The 20,763-nt window shown below is 45.0% G+C and carries 13 protein-coding genes; 11 read left to right on the forward strand and 2 right to left on the reverse strand.

The features are described from left to right. Window positions 1-6: 6 nt before the first annotated feature. The 7 genes from MHI12_RS13400 to MHI12_RS13430 all read left to right on the forward strand — a co-directional run bounded on the left by MHI12_RS13400 (window position 7) and on the right by MHI12_RS13430 (window position 11,403). Window positions 7-939, forward strand: coding sequence for a glycoside hydrolase family 5 protein (locus tag MHI12_RS13400; RefSeq protein ID WP_405172989.1), 933 nt, complete (start codon window positions 7-9; stop codon window positions 937-939). Between the two features lie 179 nt (window positions 940-1,118). Next, a complete protein-coding gene (locus tag MHI12_RS13405; protein ID WP_405172640.1) occupies window positions 1,119-3,188 on the forward strand; it encodes a bifunctional aldolase/short-chain dehydrogenase in 2,070 nt (689 codons plus the stop codon). A gap of 19 nt (window positions 3,189-3,207) precedes the next feature. Next, window positions 3,208-4,479, forward strand: coding sequence for an L-rhamnose isomerase (rhaA, locus tag MHI12_RS13410; protein ID WP_101313986.1), 1,272 nt, complete (start codon window positions 3,208-3,210; stop codon window positions 4,477-4,479). 158 nt (window positions 4,480-4,637) lie between these two features. Then, window positions 4,638-6,311 (forward strand): ribonuclease J, encoded by a 1,674-nt coding sequence (locus tag MHI12_RS13415; protein WP_405172641.1) that lies wholly within the window; start codon window positions 4,638-4,640, stop codon window positions 6,309-6,311. Window positions 6,312-6,553: 242 nt separating this feature from the next. Further along, complete coding sequence (locus tag MHI12_RS13420) at window positions 6,554-7,537, forward strand: LacI family DNA-binding transcriptional regulator (RefSeq protein WP_036670711.1); 984 nt, start codon at window positions 6,554-6,556, stop codon at window positions 7,535-7,537. A gap of 381 nt (window positions 7,538-7,918) precedes the next feature. Next, window positions 7,919-9,394 carry a glycoside hydrolase family 32 protein gene (locus tag MHI12_RS13425; protein ID WP_405172642.1) on the forward strand — a complete coding sequence of 492 codons (1,476 nt, stop codon included), beginning with the start codon at window positions 7,919-7,921 and terminating at the stop codon, window positions 9,392-9,394. Window positions 9,395-9,420: 26 nt separating this feature from the next. After that, window positions 9,421-11,403 carry a sucrose-specific PTS transporter subunit IIBC gene (locus MHI12_RS13430; RefSeq protein ID WP_405172643.1) on the forward strand — a complete coding sequence of 661 codons (1,983 nt, stop codon included), beginning with the start codon at window positions 9,421-9,423 and terminating at the stop codon, window positions 11,401-11,403. Between the two features lie 188 nt (window positions 11,404-11,591). On the opposite strand, the gene MHI12_RS13435 is transcribed toward MHI12_RS13430, so the two are convergent. Beyond that, the gene (locus MHI12_RS13435; RefSeq protein ID WP_405172644.1) at window positions 11,592-12,491 is read right to left on the reverse strand and encodes a manganese catalase family protein; all 900 of its coding nucleotides are present in this window, start codon (window positions 12,489-12,491) and stop codon (window positions 11,592-11,594) included. Window positions 12,492-12,622: 131 nt separating this feature from the next. After that, a complete protein-coding gene (locus MHI12_RS13440; RefSeq protein WP_405172645.1) occupies window positions 12,623-14,350 on the reverse strand; it encodes a cellulase family glycosylhydrolase in 1,728 nt (575 codons plus the stop codon). Between the two features lie 260 nt (window positions 14,351-14,610). Here MHI12_RS13440 and MHI12_RS13445 point away from each other — a divergent pair, with 260 nt between their 5' ends. The 4 genes from MHI12_RS13445 (at window position 14,611) to MHI12_RS13460 (ending at window position 20,486) form a co-directional block, all read left to right on the forward strand. After that, a complete protein-coding gene (locus MHI12_RS13445) occupies window positions 14,611-15,441 on the forward strand; it encodes an amidohydrolase family protein (RefSeq protein WP_405172646.1) in 831 nt (276 codons plus the stop codon). A gap of 240 nt (window positions 15,442-15,681) precedes the next feature. After that, window positions 15,682-17,124 carry a 6-phospho-beta-glucosidase gene (locus MHI12_RS13450; RefSeq protein ID WP_405172990.1) on the forward strand — a complete coding sequence of 481 codons (1,443 nt, stop codon included), beginning with the start codon at window positions 15,682-15,684 and terminating at the stop codon, window positions 17,122-17,124. 424 nt (window positions 17,125-17,548) lie between these two features. Continuing rightward, complete coding sequence (gene licT, locus MHI12_RS13455; protein WP_405172647.1) at window positions 17,549-18,379, forward strand: BglG family transcription antiterminator LicT; 831 nt, start codon at window positions 17,549-17,551, stop codon at window positions 18,377-18,379. A 217-nt stretch (window positions 18,380-18,596) separates the two neighbouring features. After that, window positions 18,597-20,486 (forward strand): beta-glucoside-specific PTS transporter subunit IIABC, encoded by a 1,890-nt coding sequence (locus tag MHI12_RS13460; protein ID WP_405172648.1) that lies wholly within the window; start codon window positions 18,597-18,599, stop codon window positions 20,484-20,486. The last annotated feature ends 277 nt before the right edge of the window (window positions 20,487-20,763 follow it).

The raw sequence follows: 20,763 nt of genomic DNA on the forward strand, positions 1-20,763 counted from the left end.
GCTCTCATGTTCATGGTATTAGGGAGTGCAGCACCCAAAGCATCTGCTGCTACAGGTTTTTATGTAAGCGGTAACAAGTTGTACGATTCCACAGGCAAGGCTTTTGTCATGAGAGGTGTTAATCACGGACATTCCTGGTTCAAAAATGATTTGAATACCGCTATCCCTGCAATTGCCAAAACAGGTGCCAACACGGTGCGTATTGTTCTTTCGAATGGTACACAGTACACTAAAGATGATCTGAACGCTGTTAAAAATATTATTAATGTGGTTAACCAAAATAAAATGATAGCTGTACTCGAAGTACATGACGCCACAGGGAAAGATGACTATAATTCGTTGGATGCGGCAGTGAACTACTGGATTAGCATTAAGGAAGCTTTGATTGGCAAAGAAGATCGGGTAATTGTCAACATCGCCAATGAATGGTATGGAACGTGGAATGGAAGTTCGTGGGCTGATGGTTACAAAAAAGCCATTCCGAAACTCCGAAATGCGGGAATTAAAAATACGCTCATTGTGGATGCAGCCGGATGGGGACAGTTCCCTCAATCCATCGTGGATTATGGACAAAGTGTATTTGCAGCCGATTCTCAGAAAAATACCGTCTTCTCCATTCATATGTATGAGTATGCTGGCAAAGATGCTGCAACGGTCAAAGCCAATATGGAGAATGTGCTGAACAAAGGATTGGCTCTGATCATTGGTGAATTCGGGGGATATCACACAAACGGTGATGTGGACGAGTATGCCATCATGAGATATGGTCAGGAAAAAGGGGTAGGCTGGCTTGCCTGGTCTTGGTACGGAAACAGCTCCGGTCTGAACTATTTGGACATGGCAACAGGCCCGAATGGAAGCTTAACGAGCTTTGGCAACACCGTAGTTAATGATACCTATGGTATTAAAAATACTTCCCAAAAAGCGGGGATTTTCTAATCCGCCGATGAAACAGGAACACTCTGACGTTTACGTCAGGGTGTTTTTTTTATAAAATGGCTCAATCTATAATGACTTTTGAATATTTCCGTTTGGTTTTAAAATATTTTGTTTTCAAAATAAAACAAAGATGTTAAACTCGGATTAGGAATAAAACAAACATTATCGGAGGGAAACAAATGGTACAGAGTTTATGGAATGCATCGCAGGCATCTGAGAAAACAACAGGACTTGAGCAGTTGGTTTACCGATCCAATCTGATTGGAACTGATCGCAGTGTATGTAACATCTACGGTGGCAATACGTCTACCAAAACGACAGTGAAGGATTTTCGTGGTCGTGATGTAGAAGTAATGTATGTGAAGGGAAGCGGCTCTGATCTGGGTTCCATGGAAGCGAAACATTTTACCGGACTTGGGCTCGAAGACATTCGACCATTAATTGAACGTGAATCCATGTCGGATGAAGAGATGGTTGAATATCTGGGACATTGCATGATTGATGCCAAGCACCCGCGCGCCTCTATCGAGACTCTTCTGCATGCGTTCCTTCCATATAAACATGTTGATCATACACACCCGGATGCGATTATCAGCTTGTGCTGTGCACATAACGGCAAGGAATTGGCGAGAGAGATCTACGGTGATCGTTTTGTATGGGTACCTTATGTTCGCCCAGGGTTTACGTTATCTAAAATGATTGCTGAAAGCGTATTCTCGAATCCCAATGCAGAACTCGTACTGATGGAAAAACACGGACTTGTGACGTGGGGAGAAACATCCGAGGAATGTTACGCTCAAACGATCAAGATTATCAATGAAGCAGAAGCTTTCATCGAAGCAAGGGTGAACGAAGAAAGTTTGTTTGGTGGTGTGAAACACCCGGCACTGGCCGCTGATGTTCGTCGTCAGATCGTATCACGTGTGATGCCAACGATTCGTGGAGCGGTATCGGATAGCAAAAAAATGATTTTGTCCTTTGATGATCAAGAGGACGTACTTGCTTTTGTGGGCGGAGCAGATTCCCCGGAATTGTCTCAGGTGGGTGCAGCATGCCCGGATCATCTGGTACATACCAAAGTGGTACCTCTGTTCATCGATTGGACGCCGGATGCGGAAGATATTGAAGGCTTAAAAGCCAAGCTGGTAGAAGGTGTGGCTGCCTACAAAGAGCAATATCAGCAGTATTTTGAGAGCAACAAAAACGAAGGTGATGTCATGTTCGAAGCGGCACCACGCGTTATCCTCATTCCTGGTGTGGGCATGATCAACACAGGCAAGAGCTGGGCGCTTTCCCAAGTAAGCGGTGCGTTGTATCACAGAGCGATTGCCGTTATGCGTGGAGCTACTAGCTTGGGCCAATTCGTATCGCTCAGTGCAAACGAGTCCTACAATGTGGAGTACTGGCCGCTGGAACTGTACAAATTGTCTCTGGCTCCGGCAGAAACCGAATTCTCCCGCAAAGTGGCGTTTATCACAGGTGGAGCAGGTGGTATCGGAAGTGAAACAGCGCGGAGATTGGTATCTGAAGGCGCACATGTGGTGCTTGCTGATCTCAATCTGGAGGGCGCACAGAAGGTAGCACAGGAAATCAATGATCAGTACGGTACGAATCGTGCTTATGCGCTGAAAATGGACGTCACCGATGAGGAAGCCGTTCAATCTGCGTATGCAGATGTTGCGGTGCAATATGGCGGAGTGGATATCATCGTGAACAATGCCGGATTAGCCACATCCAGCCCATTTGACGAAACATCCCTGAAAGAATGGAACCTGAATATGAATGTACTGGGCACCGGATATTTCCTCGTGGCTCGTGAAGCGTTCAAGCTGATGAAACAGCAGGGTATTGGGGGAAGCATGGTATTTATCGGGTCCAAGAACTCGGTGTATGCAGGTAAAAGTGCCTCGGCTTACAGCTCAGCGAAAGCGCTGGAAGCACATCTGGCACGTTGTATTGCAGCAGAAGGTGGAGAGTATGGCATTCGTGTCAACACGATTCTTCCAGATGCCATTCTACAGGGTTCAGCAATCTGGAACGGTTCCTGGAGAAACGAACGTGCAGCGGCATATGGAATTGAACCAGATCAATTGGAAGAGTATTATCGCAAACGGACGACATTGCTCGTGAATATCTATCCAAGAGATATTGCGGAAGGAATTGCATTCTTTGCTTCTTCGAAATCCGAAAAAACAACCGGTTGCATGATGACCATTGATGGCGGTGTACCGGCAGCATTTACACGTTAAATTAGGAGGGTTCTTGCGGATGGATAACCAAGTCAAGCAAGCGTATGAAGCAGCTAAGGCATTGTATGCCCAGCACGGAATTGATACGGACGAGGTACTGAACAAACTAGCGGAGATCAAAGTATCCGTACACTGCTGGCAAGGCGATGATGTCAAAGGTTTTCTGAATAAAGATGGAGAGTTAACAGGGGGCATTTCCGTTACAGGTCAATATCCGGGCGCTGCGACCACACCTGCAGAGCTTCGTAATGATCTGGAGCAAGCTTTTGCTCTGATTCCCGGCAAACATAAGGTCAATCTGCACGCGATTTACACGGATACAGACGAGCAGGTTGAACTGGATCAGATTGAGCCAAAGCATTATGAGAACTGGGTAAAATGGGCCAAAGAACAAGGACTCGGTCTGGACTTCAACCCAACATGTTTTTCCCATGAAAAATCAAGTGACGGATTCACGCTCAGTCATCCGGACCCTGAAATTCGCAAGTTCTGGATTGATCACTGCAAGGCGTCCCGCCGGATTGGTGCTTATTTCGGGGAACAGCTTGGTCAGACTTGTGTAACCAATGTATGGGTACCGGACGGATTCAAGGATAATCCGGTTGATCGGTTGACACCACGCAAACGTCTCAAAGAATCGCTGGATGAAGTATTCGGCGAACCACTTAACCCGGAGCACAACCTGGACGCGGTAGAGAGTAAGCTGTTTGGTCTCGGTTCGGAAGCATATGTGGTGGGTTCTCATGAATTCTATATGGGTTACGGTTTGCAAAATGATACGTTGATCTGTCTTGATGCTGGTCATTTCCATCCAACAGAGGTTATTTCCAATAAACTGTCGTCCTTGTCATTGTTTACAAGTGGCATTCTACTTCACGTAAGCCGCCCGATGCGCTGGGACAGTGACCATGTGGTAATCATGGACGATGAACTGCTGGAAATTGCCCGTGAACTGGTTCGACATGATCTGCTTGCGACCACACATATTGGACTGGATTTCTTTGATGCAAGTATTAACCGTGTAGCTGCATGGGTTGTGGGGACACGCAACACGATCAAAGCTCTTCTGCGTGCGATGCTCGAACCAGTGGATGCCTTGAAACAAGCCGAATTGGAAGGGGATTACACGTTACGCCTTGCCTTAACGGAAGAATTCAAATCCTATCCGTTTGGTGCAATCTGGGACTACTATTGTGCTCAGCAAGGCGTACCAGTTCGTGAAAAGTGGATCACTGATATCAAAACCTATGAACAAGACGTATTACTACAGCGTGATAAATCATTGGTGTAACCGCATTTATTTTTCGTATAAACCACTATGGAATGAAAATTCCATGGTGGTTTTTTTGGCATAATCACGCTGAAATGCATAACTGAGGCGATTGCTTCCATACTAGGAATATAGATCCGTATCGTATACGATTGCCACGCAGAGGAGGAATAATAGAGTTGAATCTAGCCCACAACAAACTGTATATCGCTGCACTTGGCGGCGTGAATGAAATAGGGAAGAATATGTATTTCATCCAGTACCATCAGGACATCATCGTGATTGACTGTGGTTCGAAGTTTCCCGATGAAACATTGCCTGGTATTGATCTGATCATTCCGGATGTAACGTATCTGCTGGAGAACCTAGATAAAGTAAGGGGTCTTGTAGTTACCCATGGACATGAAGATCACATCGGTGGCATTCCCTATTTATTAAAACAAATGAACATCCCGGTGTATGCATCTAGGCTCACTCGTGGGCTGATCGAACTTAAACTGAAAGAGCATGGGCTGCTGCGCAAGGCCGACTTGCATACGATCGATGCTCATTCCAGCATTACGCTGGGAGGGATCGAGGTTTCTTTTTTCGCAACCAGTCATAGTATACCGGATTGTCTTGGTATCTTTTTTCAGACTCCAGCAGGCAATGTCGTGCATACCGGAGATTTCAAATTTGATATGTCGCCTGTACATGGACCTTTCCCTGATCTGCACCGTATGGCCGAGATTGGCAAACAGGGTGTCCATATTTTGCTCTCCGAGAGTACCAATGCAGAAAGACCTGGATTTACACCTTCCGAGCGTGTTGTGGGAGACCACATTCTGGATGCCTTTATCCGTGCAAAACAAAAAGTATTCATTTCTACTTTTGCGTCGAATGTCAGCAGGGTACAGCAGATTGTGAATGCAGCATTCGAGACGGGGCGCAAACTGGCACTGTTGGGCAGAAGTATGGTTAATGTGGTATCGGTGGCCAGTGAATTGGGGTATTTGCAAGTTCCTGACGGATTGTTGATTGAAGCTATCGATTCGGATCAGTTTCCACCAGAACAAGTTGTTGTATTATGCACCGGCAGTCAGGGAGAAGCGATGGCAGCATTGTCACGTTTGGCATCCGGTAAACATCCTCACGTAAGAATTAACGCAGGGGACACGGTCATTATTGCTGCCGGAGCCATTCCGGGCAATGAACGGAATCTTGCACATGTAATTGATAACCTGTATGTTCTCGGAGCACGTGTGATATATGGTTCAAGTGGTGCAGCAGGAATGCATGTCTCCGGACACGGCAGTCAGGAAGAACTCAAACTGATGTTAACTCTGATGAAACCGGATTATCTGATTCCGATCCACGGTGAGTTTCGCATGTTGTATCAACACAGACTGCTTGCTGAATCCGTAGGTATAGAGCGTGATCATGTGTTTATCGTGAATAATGGGGATATGGTCCAGTACAAAGAAGGCATTGCTTCGCTGGGTCCCAAAATTGCGTCAGGAAATAGTCTCGTAGACGGTCTGATCATGGGTGATGTCGGCAATATTGTACTGCGTGACCGCAGGCAATTATCCTCCGATGGCATGCTGGTGATTGTGACTACACTGAGCAAAACGGAGAAACAGATGGTCACGTCACCCGAAATTATCTCCAGAGGGTTTGTATTTGTTAAGGATTCGGAAGAATTCATGCATGAGATTCATGAGCTGGTTCTAAACCGGATGGGTGAGTTGACAGCTGCTGGCGTGAATCAGTGGAATGTGATCAAAAGAAAGCTGAAAGACGAGATTGGTCACTATATTTACGCTCAAACAAAGAGAAGACCAATGATCTTGCCTATTATTATTGAGGTTTGAGGCTGTAGGGCGAGCGTTCTTATGTTAGTGATCTGTGCAAACGTGTATATGGAAGCTTAACTGCCTGATGAATGTCGGATCATACTTTTGTATGAACGTCACATTACCATCGGGCTTTTGCTGTTTATTCGGAGTTGTACAACGTGATGTGTATTAATTGAGTATGAATCAAATTCGCCATGGGTTCGCGATTCGAAGTATAATAAAAGGTAAACCAGCTAATAGAAATAAGAGGAGTCTTTATGAATAAAACGATTTCTGATATCGCTCAGATGGCAGGTGTGGCAAAAAGCACGGTCTCTCGCTTCCTGAATGGCGGATCGGTTAGTGAGGATACACGGCAGAAGATTGAGCGTATTATCAAACAATACAACTACGTTCCCAATACATTTGCACAGAGTCTGAAGGCAAAGAAGACCAGTATTATCGGTACGGTTGTGCCACGTCTTGATTCTTTTGCAACATCCCAGACATTGATCGGAATTGATGAAGAACTGCGGAGTAATCAGTATCAGATGCTGATCGCAAATACGAGTCAGGACATGCAGCGCGAGATTGATGCCATCTATGATTTTGCACGCCAGAAGGTGTCGGGTATTATTCTGCTGGCTGCTGAAGTGACCGAAGCACATCTTAAGGCCGTTGAGGATATACGGATTCCGGTGTTATTGGTGGGACAGCAGCATGAGCAACTGCACAGTCTAGTTCACAATGATGATCAGGCAGGTTATGAGATGGGCAGATATGTCGTCGAACAGGGTCACCGCAAGATCGTGTATATGGGAGTTAGCGAGAAGGATCGGGCGGTAGGGATCTATCGTAAACAAGGGTTCCAGCGAGCAATCGCCGAGTGTGGTGGATGTGAAGTGAAGTATTATGAGACAAGCTTTAAGATGTCGGAAGCCATCGTTACCGCTGAAGCCATTCTGAAAGAAATCACACCAACGATCATCGTGGGGGCCACGGATAATATCGCACTGGGTGTGATGAAGATTGCATTCTCCAATAAAATTCGCATACCGCAAGATCTGTCTGTTACCGGATTTGGAGGATATGATATTACGGAGATGATTCACCCCACGCTGACGACTGTGAAATATCATTATTTGCAGGCGGGCAAAGTAGCGGCGAATCACATTATTCGTCTGGTCAAAGGCGAGTCGGTGGAGGAACGAACAACACTGGACGTAGAACTAATTCCTCGAGAAAGCGTTGACAAATTATAAAAACATCCTTTATGATAATTCCATCGAACCGGTTCCACTGTGAATATCCAATACGGATATGCGAACACGGGCAGGCAGTAATGCCATATGGAATTATTTTTTTGCATCTATTGGAACCGGTTCCTATAATTGATTTTTGTATAAGTTAAATAAGATATAAACATTACGAAGAGGGCAGAAAAAATTTGAAGAAACGTAGTGTTTGCTTAAAGCTTTCTGTAAGAAAGCTGCTTCGGAAGCATAGGCTAGCACCGGATTTCACCCTTTAGAAAAGGGATCAGGAAATCTGGGGATAACAGCGATCGGAGGATTGTTCTGCCGTTGAAGTCCCAGTGTGAAATTTCTTGGTCTAACTTATATAAGCAAGAATGGAGAACAGCTATGAAAATGACTAGAGAGCAACGCTACAGACGAATTGAGCAAGCGGAGCCTGGAGAGATTGCCAAGCTTGAAGCACAGATATCCGTATGTCCTTGGCGACAAAGTTATCACATTCAGCCGATAACAGGTCTGCTTAATGATCCTAACGGCTTTGCATATTATCAAGGCTATTATCATCTGTTCTATCAGTGGTTTCCACTGGGGACAGAGCATGGCATGAAATACTGGTATCATACCCGCTCGAAGAATCTGGTGAACTGGGAAAATGTCGGGATTGGAATCGAACCGGGTGGCAGGTATGACTCGCACGGAGCTTATTCCGGCAGTGCGATTGAAAAAGACGGCAAGCTGCACTTGCTGTACACAGGCAATACGAGGGATGAGACTTGGGTCAGACATCCGTATCAATGCTTGGCAGTCATGGATGAAAGCGGTTCAGTAAGCAAGCTGAATCATCCGGTCATCTCTTCGGTTCCACAGGGATACACGGAACACTTCAGAGATCCCAAAGTGTGGCAAGAAGGAGACACGTATTATTGTGTAATCGGAGCGCAGCGAACAGATGAGACGGGATGTACGGTGCTGTATCGCTCAATGGATCTGACAAACTGGGAGTTTCTTGGTGAAATTCGTACGCAGTTAACCTCCTTTGGTTACATGTGGGAGTGTCCCGATTATATGGAAATGGATGGGAAAGGTGTGCTTGTCTTTTCCCCACAAGGCATAGACGCTGCAGGAGATTATTATCAGAATATTTTTCAATCCGGTTATCTGATCGGTGAGCCGCTCAATCTCCAGACGAGAGAGTTCAATCATGGTGAATTTCAGGAGTTGGATCGTGGATTTGATTTCTATGCTCCGCAAACCATGCAGGGCCCGGATGGAAGACGTATTCTGGTTGGTTGGATGGGACTTCCCGATCTGGCGTATCCGACAGACGATAACGGTTGGGCTCATTGCCTGACCATTCCTCGGCAGTTGTCACTCCGAGACGGGAAGTTAATCCAACAACCGGTTGCAGAGATGGTCCAATTGCGTCAACAGGAGAAAGGCACTCATATTCGCGCAACGATTGATAATGAGAGTCGATCTTTCACAGGTTTCAATGGAATTTCCTATGAGCTGATATGTGAGATAGGCCATGTAGAAGCAGAGATTGTCGGTATCGAATTCCGAGCAAGTGAAACTGAGAAAACGGTTCTTCTGTATGATCGGATTCAGCAGAAAGTTGTCCTGGATCGGACGATGTCTGGTACCAAATTGGCAGAGCAGAATGGCGTTGTACGACGGTGCACGTTTACTGCGGACGTGATTAAGTTCCATCTATTCGTAGATTCGTCCTCGGTCGAGATCTTTGTGAATGATGGGGAAGAGGTCTTTACCAGCCGGATTTTCCCTAGCCGGGACAGCGTGGACATTCGTTTCTTTGCACACGGCGGCAAGGCTGATTTTGAAGCAACCCAATGGGATTATTAAGTATTACGTGAGAGGAATGAGATAACATGTCGGAGAATCAACGCATTGCCCAGGAAGTCATTCATGCCATCGGGGGCAAAGAGAATATCGCATCATTTGCACATTGTGCAACACGTCTTCGCATCATGGTGAAAGATAAAGAAAAAATTGATCAAAAAACGGTCGAGAATATCGAGAAGGTGAAAGGCGCTTTTTTCAACTCAGGTCAATATCAGATTATCTTTGGTACGGGAACAGTGAATCGAATCTTTGAAGAGGTTGAGAAGCTGGGCATCGAAGGAACGTCCAAGGATGATGTGAAGAGTCAGGGGAAAAAAGAAGGAAATGCTTTTCAACGGGCTGTCCGCACGTTTGGTGACGTATTTGTACCCATCATTCCCGTACTGGTAGCTACAGGACTGTTCATGGGATTGCGCGGATTACTTACCCAGAATGAAATTCTGGCGTTGTTCGGTGCAACACCGGATGATATCTCGGCCAACTTCCTGTTGTTCACTCAGATCCTGACGGATACGGCATTTGCATTTCTGCCTGCATTTGTAGCGTGGTCTGCGTTCCGCGTATTTGGCGGAAGTCCGGTACTTGGTATCGTACTGGGGCTAATGCTGGTTAATCCCGCATTACCCAATGCTTACGCGGTGGCAGATGGATCAGCACAGCCGCTGCATATGTTCGGTTTTATACCTGTCGTGGGTTATCAGGGATCGGTTCTGCCCGCGTTCTTTGTAGGTTTGATTGGAGCCAAGTTTGAGAAGGTACTAAGAAGACGGGTGCCTGAGGCACTGGACTTAATTCTGACTCCTTTTATTACGTTAACGGTTATGATTACGCTCGGACTTTTCGCGATTGGTCCCGTATTCCATTCCCTAGAAGAGTGGGTGCTGCATGGAACAACTGCCGTATTGGATCTTCCGTTTGGCATCGCAGGTATTATCATTGGATTCTTCCATCAGATTATTGTCGTTACCGGTGTACATCACATCTTTAATTTCCTGGAGATTCAGCTACTGGAGAAAACGGGATTCAATCCGTTCAACGCCATCATTACCTGCACCATGGCAGCACAAGGAGCCGCTTGTCTTGCCGTAGGTCTGAAGACCAAAAATATGAAACTCAAAGCACTCGCATTACCATCGTCCTTGTCCGCATTTCTGGGCATTACCGAGCCAGCCATCTTCGGAGTTAACTTGCGTTATATGAAACCATTTATTATGGGACTGGTTGGTGGTGGTGTAGGTGGTTTTATCGCTTCCTTGTTCCATCTGCAAGGTACAGGCATGGCTGTAACGGTTATTCCCGGTACATTGCTCTATCTGAACAGCCAACTGCCGTTGTACATCTTGTCCAACGTGGTTGCCATGGCCATTGCTTTTGCACTTACTTGGTTCTTCGGATATAAGGATCAACCGGTCGCAGAAGAGGCGGTGAGCCATGAGAACAGTGGAGTAACATCAACTGAAGTTATAGCAGAGGACTCTAATCCGCGTATTAATTCAGTTACCGATACCGTTACAAGCAATCGTCCTAAGGTAGATTTTCTCGAAATCGCTTCTCCAATGAACGGTACCGTCGTTGCTCTGGAGCAGGTTCCTGACCCGGCGTTCTCGGAAAAACACATGGGTGAGGGTATTGCCATCGAGCCATCAGAAGGAAAAGTGTACGCACCGTTTGATGGTGTCATTGCACATGTCATGAACAAGAGTAAACATGCGGTGATTCTGGAGCATGAGACAGGTGTACAGATGTTGGTTCATATCGGAATTAATACGGTTGGACTAAAAGGAAACGGTTTTACCGCGCATGTGAATAGCGGAGATCGTGTAACTGCAGGACAGTTGTTGATTGAATTTGACATGGATGTCATTCAGGCTGCGGGTCTGCCTTTGATTACACCTGTGTTGATCCCAAGTGGAAACGAAACGATAGCAACTGTTACAGCAGCCTCAACCGGTCGTGTGCAAGCCAATGGGGAAGCAGTACTGATAGTGAAATTTACTGAGCCACAATAGAGGCGTGTAAAGTGGGAAGCGGGTAGAGATTCATCTCACCCGTTTCCCTTTTTTGTGCATACTGGTTATGAAATCAAAGAAAAAGATCATCAATAATCTAATTAAACAAAGAGTTCTAGCACACAAGGTAGCACTAGTTTCCGATTATCCAATCGACGCCCTATGAAAAACAAACGTTAATCGTGATCCTACAGGCCAGCGTGACGTTTCAGTCGCTCTGCAATCTGCATCAGATCTTCCGCGGATATCCCTGGCGCAAATTCTTCCGGCAGCTCAGGCAGCTCAGGCACTGGCCCTCCATACCCCGGCAAGCCTGCAAAAGCCTCCAGTTTACCACCATCGGTTGGGTGTGTTCCTTTCCAAATCTGAGCAATGCCCTGATAATCCTTGTCACTAAATGTGTACAGTCTGCGGTGCTCGCCCATGGCTTCCCATTTTCGCGTCGTTTCAAAAGCTTTGTTATCCAGTCGTGGAATAGGAAACATCTTCGTTACATCTACACCTGTTGCAATTTCCAGTGCCTTGGCATACGCAAGAACGTGCACACCTCCACGTACAAGCAGATAACCAGTCATTTCTCGGGCTGTTTTGTTGTCTGTCATTTCGTAGACTCTCATTTTGTGAGTTCTGGCTCCGCATTCAAGAAAGAAATTATGCAACAGATCAAAGATCAGATTGCCACTGCTCACGACATACGAACCATTCCAGGGTCTTCCCATGGAGTCATACGGGAGCGCTGTCTGAGCAGATTCGATAAAGTGTGACGTCATCCGTGCGTCTTTACCAACACGCAGTGGTGTGGAGTCTGGGTCACCTGGTGATGTTGAACCTTCAAGCATCAGGTTAATCGTATTGGCGACAAGTTCGACATGGCCGAATTCCTCCGCGGTAATACTTGCAACAATGTCATAAAAGGGACGCAGCTTGGATCTACCTCTGAAATTGAATGACTGAAACATATAGTTATTTAATGTTGACATTTCCCCGAACTTTCCACCAAGCAACTCCTGAACTGCACTAGCTCCATTAGGGTCAGGATTATTGGATATGGGTAGTTCGATGGCAAGACGGTCTACACGTTTAAACATGACATTTCCCCCTCAATCCTAGTTAGTGTATAGGTATGAAGGGCCACTTGTACGTTATTCAATCAATTGTGAAACAAAAACAAAACGTTCTGCCAGAGCTTTAGGCTCTGAGCAGAACGTTAGATGAGTTCTTATTTGGAAGTTATGCCAACAACGCTGGTTCCATTTTTCGTGATTTTGTACTTCAGCACATCTCCGTTCCAGAAATGGAACTTAAGCGTGACTTCTCCATCATTGGTTTCATTGAAGAAGTTAGGTTTCAGTTCAATCACATTACGTTCGTAATCTGGGCTAAATGTGTAGGAGAATTCTTTGAACGAAGTCCAGTTCTGTGGACCGGCGTTCTCTCCGTTTGCATACGTTGCTTCCATCGTGGCCAGTTGATTGCCGTTAAACGTAGTCGGAATGGCAAATGCACTGGTTGTACCAGTTGCATCGTTCAACTTAGGTGTGTCATATTTAATGATATGGAAGTTCCAGTCAGCACCTTCATTGAATCCAGCCGTGAGTGTGGCATTTACGCCCAAATCACCAGAGGCTGTCAATTTGGTTAACAGATTGGATTTTAACGTAAGTACATCTTTTTTGATCGTATAGTCTTTACCTCTTACAAGAGGGGTGGTACCATTTTTCAACGAATTGAATTTGTTTCCATTCAGATTGAGTTTTACCTTCTTATCTTGAATGGCTTCATTTTGCTTAAGATATACGAGATCCGTTTCGGCTGTGGATGAGCGACCTGTCCAGCTGGCTTTCATGGTATCAAATAATCCCTGATCAGACCAAGTAAAGCTTGTGCGTCCGAAGTGTTGTCCGTTATCCCACAACATCGTTGTCATCTGTTTTTGACGCAGATATTGTCCAACAAATTCGAAGAATTTCAGTTTTTCGCCTTGCTCAATGACACCTGTGTGCTGGTCAAAACCAAGCAAGCCATACTCACCGACGATAACCGGAATGCCTTTCGCTGTGAAAGCATTGTATACCCGATCAAATGTGTCGGTAACGTCCTTCTGTACTTCCTCGTTATACTTGGTGTAACCTGCGATGTTCACACTGAACGGCCAGAACCCGTAGTAGTGAACGGTTGCAATAATATTACTGTCATTCAATTTTTGAATGGTCTTATTTAGTTCATCCAGATCAGGTTGAGCGGAAGAGGTATGCATCGTTGGAAGCACAAGTGGACGTGTCTCGTTGTTTCCACCCGAAGTTCTTACGATCTTGTGAAAAGAAGTATTCAATTCGTCCAGCATGCGATATCCAATCGCTGCATCCGTTGTGCCGCCTTCGGAGAAACGTGGTTCGTTAACACTTTCAAACATGAGTTTATCGGATGCATCTTTGAATTTGTCCGCAATCTGAGTCCAAGCAGAGTTATAACGTGCAAGCACGTTGTCATGGTCTTTCTCCATGTAACTGATCCAGCGCCAGGAATCATGGTGAAGATTGATCATGACGTAGAGATCCGCATCAAGGGCCCAGTTTACCACCTCTTGAACCCGATTCATGTAAGCGGAATCAATTGTGTAGTCAGGTGCGTCACCGATGTGGGCTTCCCAGGTCACAGGGATACGGATACTGTTGTAGCCCTCATCTGCAATCGACTGAATTAGTTCCTTCGTAATGCGCGGGTTGCCCCAGGCGGTTTCATCTTCACCAACGGCGTCCAGAGAGTTACCCAGATTCCAGCCAGGCTCCATGGCGTTTACATAGATCTGCATTTTGCTTGGAGCGGGTGAGGTATTGGCCTGTTCGCTGTTGTCAGTTGCAGCTGAAGCCATAGCCGAGGAGAATAGAGATAGAATCATGGCAGTCACAAGCGTAAGAGATAGGACTGATTTGCGGTTTCTTTTCATTAATATAGTCTCCTTCGAATAGAGAATGGTTGAACGTGAATAGCGGTTAAGCAGGGTGAAAATAGAGCTCAACACAAACAAAAATTCACTTGTTTAATACTGGAATCACCACCGATTTATGTTCTGAAAGCGTTTTCGTAATTTACTATATCATGATTTAATATTGGACAATACCTGCACAATTGGAATAAAAATCATGTGAAAATCAGTGATTACTTTTTAATGATAATTAGATTTAAATACCCTGGGAGGGATCTAATATGAAGTTGGATGCACATCAACATTTCTGGGAATACAATGTCGAAGAGTACGGATGGATTGGCGAAGAGATGAAAACCATTCGTCAATCTTTTCTTCCGGAAGATCTTGAACCTTTATTGGTCCAATCCGGACTGGATGGATGTATTGCGGTACAAGCCAGACAATCACTGACAGAAACCGAGTGGCTTCTGCAGTTGGCAAATCGGCATGAATGTATCAAAGGTGTTGTCGGATGGGTGGACCTTTGTTCGGATGAAGTTCGGAATCAGCTTGAATTGTTCGCGTCCAATCCGTATCTGAAGGGCGTGCGTCATGTCATACAGGATGAACCTGATCTGAAGTATGTATTGAGAGAAGACTTTCAGCGCGGAATTTCATTGCTAAAAGAGTATGATTTGGCCTATGATCTGTTGGTATCCAAGGAGCAACTGCCTTATGCGGTGGAACTGGTTAAGTCGTTTCCTGAACAGCGATTTGTACTTGATCATCTAGCCAAACCCGACATAAAATCAGGTATAATTTCACCCTGGAAAGAAGCACTTGAGTCATTGGCCACACAACCTAATGCGTACTGTAAACTTTCAGGGATGGTGACGGAAGCAGACTGGGGAAATTGGACTCCGAGCGACTTTACAGCCTATCTGAATATCGCCATAGAAGCCTTTGGTGCGGAACGGTTAATGTTCGGTTCCGACTGGCCCGTGAGCAACGTTTCAGCTACGTATTCTGAAGTATACGGTCTCATTATCAATCACATTAATGCCCTACCTATATCAGATCAACAGATGATTCTTGGCGGCACATGTGCTGCGTTCTATCAAATATCGTAGTGGGCAATCCGAAGCTAAACCGGTTTCAAGAAGTTGACAACTGTTCTGATTCTTGCTAAAGTTTTATCCAATCCGCATAATCATGATCTGGGAATGTTACCGATATGGGCATAACCTGAGCTGGCTTGTTTACACGTAATCGTGTACCCAGGCTGGTTCGGGTTTTTTCTATTTTGTCTTTTTAATATTTTTCAGGATTTGAGCGGATAGCTGCATTACATATTTGGAAGGAGAATGATGATGACGAATTTTAAATTTCCTAAAGACTTTCTGTGGGGTGGAGCCATTGCTGCAAATCAGGCGGAGGGCGCGTATCTGGAAGATGGCAAAGGGCTGAGTATCGTTGACTTGCTGCCAACAGGAGAGAACCGCAGAAGTATTATGAAAGGTCATGTTCCAGCTTTCACGCCGCTTGCTACCGAGTTCTATCCTTCACATGAAGCAATCGACTTCTATCACCGTTATCCTGAAGATATTGCTCTGTTTGCCGAAATGGGATTCAAAGCACTGCGTGTCTCCATTGCTTGGGCACGGATTTTCCCGACAGGAGAAGATGCACAGCCAAATGAAGCCGGATTACAATTTTACGATAACCTGTTTGATGAATTGTTGAAAAACGGCATTGAACCTGTGGTTACATTAGCTCACTTCGATGTGCCTGTGCATCTGATCGAGAAGTATGGCAGCTGGAGAAGTCGTGAACTGGTAACGCTATTCGAAACGTACGCTACAACAGTATTCACTCGGTACAAAGACAAGGTGAAATACTGGATGACATTTAATGAGATCAACATGCTGTTACATCTTCCGTTCCTTGGGGCGGGGCTGGCGTTTAATGAAGGGGATAACATCAAGGAAATTCAATATCAGGCTGCTCACCATCAACTGGTTGCAAGTGCATTGGCAGTCAAGGCATGTCATGAGATTATTCCTGGTGCCATGATTGGGTGCATGCTCGCCGCAGGAAGCTTCTATCCGTATACTTGTAATCCGCAAGATGTGTTCCAGGGCATGGAAAAAGATAGAGAGTCCTATTTCTTCATCGATGTGCAGTCACGTGGGGAATATCCGGGTTACGCCAAACGTTTCTTCAAAGATCACGGGTTGAACATTGTTATGCAGCCGGGTGATGCGGAAATCTTGAAGAATCATACCGTAGATTATATCGGGTTCAGCTATTATTCAAGTCGTACAACCAGTACCGATCCGGAAGTTATCAAAAATATGACCAGCGGTAATGTATTTGGCTCGGTAGCCAATCCATATCTGGCGAAGTCCGAATGGGGATGGACGATTGATCCCAAAGGATTCCGTATTACCGCCAATCAACTACATGACCGTTATCAGAAACCGCTGTTTGTTGTTGAAAATGGATTTGGTGCGAATGACGTGGTTACACCGGAAGGTGAAGTGGATGATGCATACCGGATTGACTACTTGAAACGACATGTAGCTGAAATGGGTGAGGCCATTCAGGATGGTGTGAACATCATCGGTTACACCAGCTGGGGACCTATTGATATTGTAAGTGCATCCTCAGGTGAGATGAGAAAACGTTATGGCTACATTTATGTGGATCGTAATAATGAAGGTCATGGTGAGCTGACACGACTGAAGAAGAAGAGTTTTGAATGGTACAAAAATGTGATTGAATCCAACGGAACAAACCTGGGTGAGGAGTAGTTTATATTTTTCTGAATTAAAATGGTCTTGTACGGCAATAAAGCATCGGAAGTTTCATCTATATAAATTGAACTAAACATTTACACAAAACGGAGAGGACAGAAAAAAGCTGGAGATAACACCGATCGGAAGGTTGTTCTGTCATCGGAGTAGCTAGTGTAACTATTCTCTAGTTCAATTTATATAACCTTGGGACTTCCGGTTGTTCCTTCATTGAAAGCGTTGACATATAGTCAGGTTCGCGCTATACTTGACGCAAATATATCGTTTCTGGGATTGTTACTACACGACGTAGGCAAAACCTAAGCACCAAAAAAAGCAGACCACCATGTCTTGTTTATTTTGTGATGCTTCAGGTTTTTTTTGTATGCCCAAAAGACGATGTATAACTGCCAAGAGAGTGGAACGTGACGGGGGGATTGAAGTGAAAATAGCAAAGGTTATCAACAATAACGTCATTAGCATCTATCAGGCGGATGGAGCAGAGCTTGTAGTGATGGGACGTGGGATTGCCTTTAAGAAAAAGCCGGGGGATAAAGTAGACGAGACCCGCATCCAGAAAGTATTTGCATTGAAAAACAAACAAACATCCGATAATTTCAAAATGCTGCTGCGCGAAGTTCCGATGGAACTGATTGAAATTGTGGAAGAGATCATCACGTATGCGCGTGAGAATCTGGGTCGAAAGCTTAATGAGAACATCTATGTATCTCTTACAGATCACATTAACTTCGCCATCGAACGTTATCGGGAAGGCGTGGAGATCAAGAACGCATTAATGTGGGAAATCAAACAGTTGTACAAGCCCGAATTCGAACTGGGCCTGAGGACGCTGGAACAGATCAACACTCGAATGAATATTGAGCTTCCAACCGATGAAGCGGCTTATATTGCTCTTCACATTGTCAATGCAGAGATGAATGAAGAAGTCATTACGACGATGAATATTACGAAGTTTATCCAGCAAATTATTAATATAGCGAAATATCATTTCAAAATGGAATTTGATGAGGACTCTCTCAGTTATTTTCGCTTTATCACACATCTGAAGTTCTTCTCCCAGCGTGTGCTCAGTGGTACGCATTACGACAACAACTATGATCATTTCTATGACATGATTAAGGAAAAACATCCGGATGCCGCAGCGTGTACGGAGAAAATTGAGTTGTTTGTCAAAAAGGAATACAACCATGAGTTGACCAATGAAGAAAAATTGTATCTGACGGTTCATATCGAACGGGTGGTTAATCGATAATATTTAAATGTTGACAAAAATGGTTTAATTATAATAATATGTGATTAACAGGAATTGAATACGATTTAACTGGGATTGTTACTGGTTATGCAGGCAAAACCTAAGTCATGAGAAGGTCAGGACCATTGTGTCAATGTCCCCTTACTCAAGGCTTAGGTTTTTTGCGTGCAAAAAATTCGGTAAAGAGCCTGTTTGAGAAAAAGTGGGGGTGCAGATCATGAGTCAAGAGAAACTGGCCAAAGAGATTGTAGAACTGGTCGGCGGTGAGAAAAATGTGGAATCACTGGTTCATTGTGCAACACGATTACGGTTTGTATTGAAGGACGATGCCAAGGCAGACAAAGCCAAACTGGAGAAAACAGAAGGCATCATCGCAGTCAAAGAAAATGGAGGACAGTTCCAGGTGGTTGTTGGTAACAAGGTGCCTGAAGTCTATAGTGCCATTGGACAGATCAGTAACATTCTGGACGATTCGTCAGATAAAGAAAAACCTCGCAAAGCAGCCAAAGGGCTCGGGGGTATTATCGATATCATATCCAGCATCTTTGCACCACTTCTGGGTGTTATGGCGGGAGCCGGTATTCTAAAAGGGTTATTGTTGATTGCAAGCAATATCGGATGGCTGGAAACGACAGAAACAACATATACAATCCTGTATGCAGCAGCAGATAGTCTCTTCTATTTCCTGCCTCTGTTGTTAGCGGTTACAACAGCACGTAAATTCCAGGGAAATATGTTTGTCGCGATGACGATTGCAGGAGCACTGATCTATCCGTCCATCGTCACGTTAAAATCAGAGGGAACACCAACGGATTTCTTCGGTATCCCTGTCATTTTGATGAACTATTCATCTACAGTTATTCCAATTATTTTAGCTGTCATTGTCATGAGCAAGTTGGAAAAGTTCTTTAATAAAACACTTCACGATAGTGTGAAAAACTTTGTTACACCATTATTTTTGCTAGTGATTATGGTACCACTGACACTGTTGGTATTTGGACCATTTGGAGTCTACGTTGGTAATGCAATTGCAGCTGGACTGGTTGCCGCATTTGGATTCAGTCCATTGCTCGCAGGAGCCGTTATGGGTGCAAGCTGGCAGCTGCTCGTTATCTTCGGAATACACTGGGGTCTTATTCCGGTATTTATCAACAACGTTGCCGTGTATGGACAGGATGGCGTTAAACCGGCTGCGACAGCTTCGATCTTTGCTCAAACGGGCGCTGCTTTTGGAGTTATGTTGAAAACCAAGAACAAAAAACTGAAAACACTGGCGGGATCATCCACGTTGACTGCTCTGTTCGGTATTACTGAACCGGCCATCTATGGGGTAACATTACCACTGAAACGTCCATTCATTGCAGGAGTTATCGGTGGTGCAGTTGGTGGAGCTATCATTGGTCAAGCGGGTACATTGGCATTTGCATCCGGCGCACCGGGACTACTGACCTTGCCAATCTTCTACGGACCAGGTGGACAAGGTTTCCCAGGATTGATTCTGGGTATCGTAGTATCCTTTGTTGTCTCGGCTGTACTGACGTACATCATGGGCTTCAAAGATCCGGTTGAAGAAGAAACAAAAACCGAATCTACGACATCCGCTCAGCAATCTGTTCGTGCAGCGGATGCTTCGGACGAAATTGTATTTAGCCCAATCGAAGGAACAATTGTGGAATTGTCAGAAGTTCCAGATCCGGCGTTTGCATCCGGAGCAATGGGAAAAGGAATAGCGATTGAGCCAACTGTGGGCAGAGTTGTAGCGCCTTTTGATGGTACAGTTACCGTTGCATTCAAGAAAAAACATGCCTTGGCCGTGGTGTCAGACACCGGTGCTGAAATATTGGTTCACGTCGGAGTCGATACCGTTAAATTGGATGGGCAGCATTTTGTTTCCCATATCAAAGAAGGGGACCGCGTCCGAGCAGGAGATCTGTTGCTTGAGTTCGATATTGCACAGATTAAGGCTGCTGGTTATCACACGGTAACGCCGATTATAGTAACGAATTCCGCCAACTACGAGGAAGTAATTCCACAGGTTACAGGTCAGGTTCATAGCCAGGAGCTTCTATTGAAATTAAGTAGCGGTAATGGTCAGGAACAAAAGTAGTTTGATGTACTAATCTGATGGTATAGTGTTTTCATCGTTCCGTTGACATGGTGGAATTGGAAAATTATAATTAGAATTGTACATCTATACATGATAATGAAAGGTGGATTAATGAACATGACACATGCGATGAGACTGCGCTTCCTTCCTTTGAATCGGTAATTGAATACGTTCAAAGGCTCTGACTATTGGTTCAGAGTAAACGGGATCAGTCTGTCATTTTCAATCATCCTGACCTTAAAATAAGTGTTATACTCGCTTTCCCGTTTACGTTGAA

The sequence above is a fragment of the Paenibacillus sp. FSL H8-0280 genome, from assembly GCF_045040665.1.
Classification (GTDB): domain Bacteria; phylum Bacillota; class Bacilli; order Paenibacillales; family Paenibacillaceae; genus Paenibacillus; species Paenibacillus xylanexedens_A.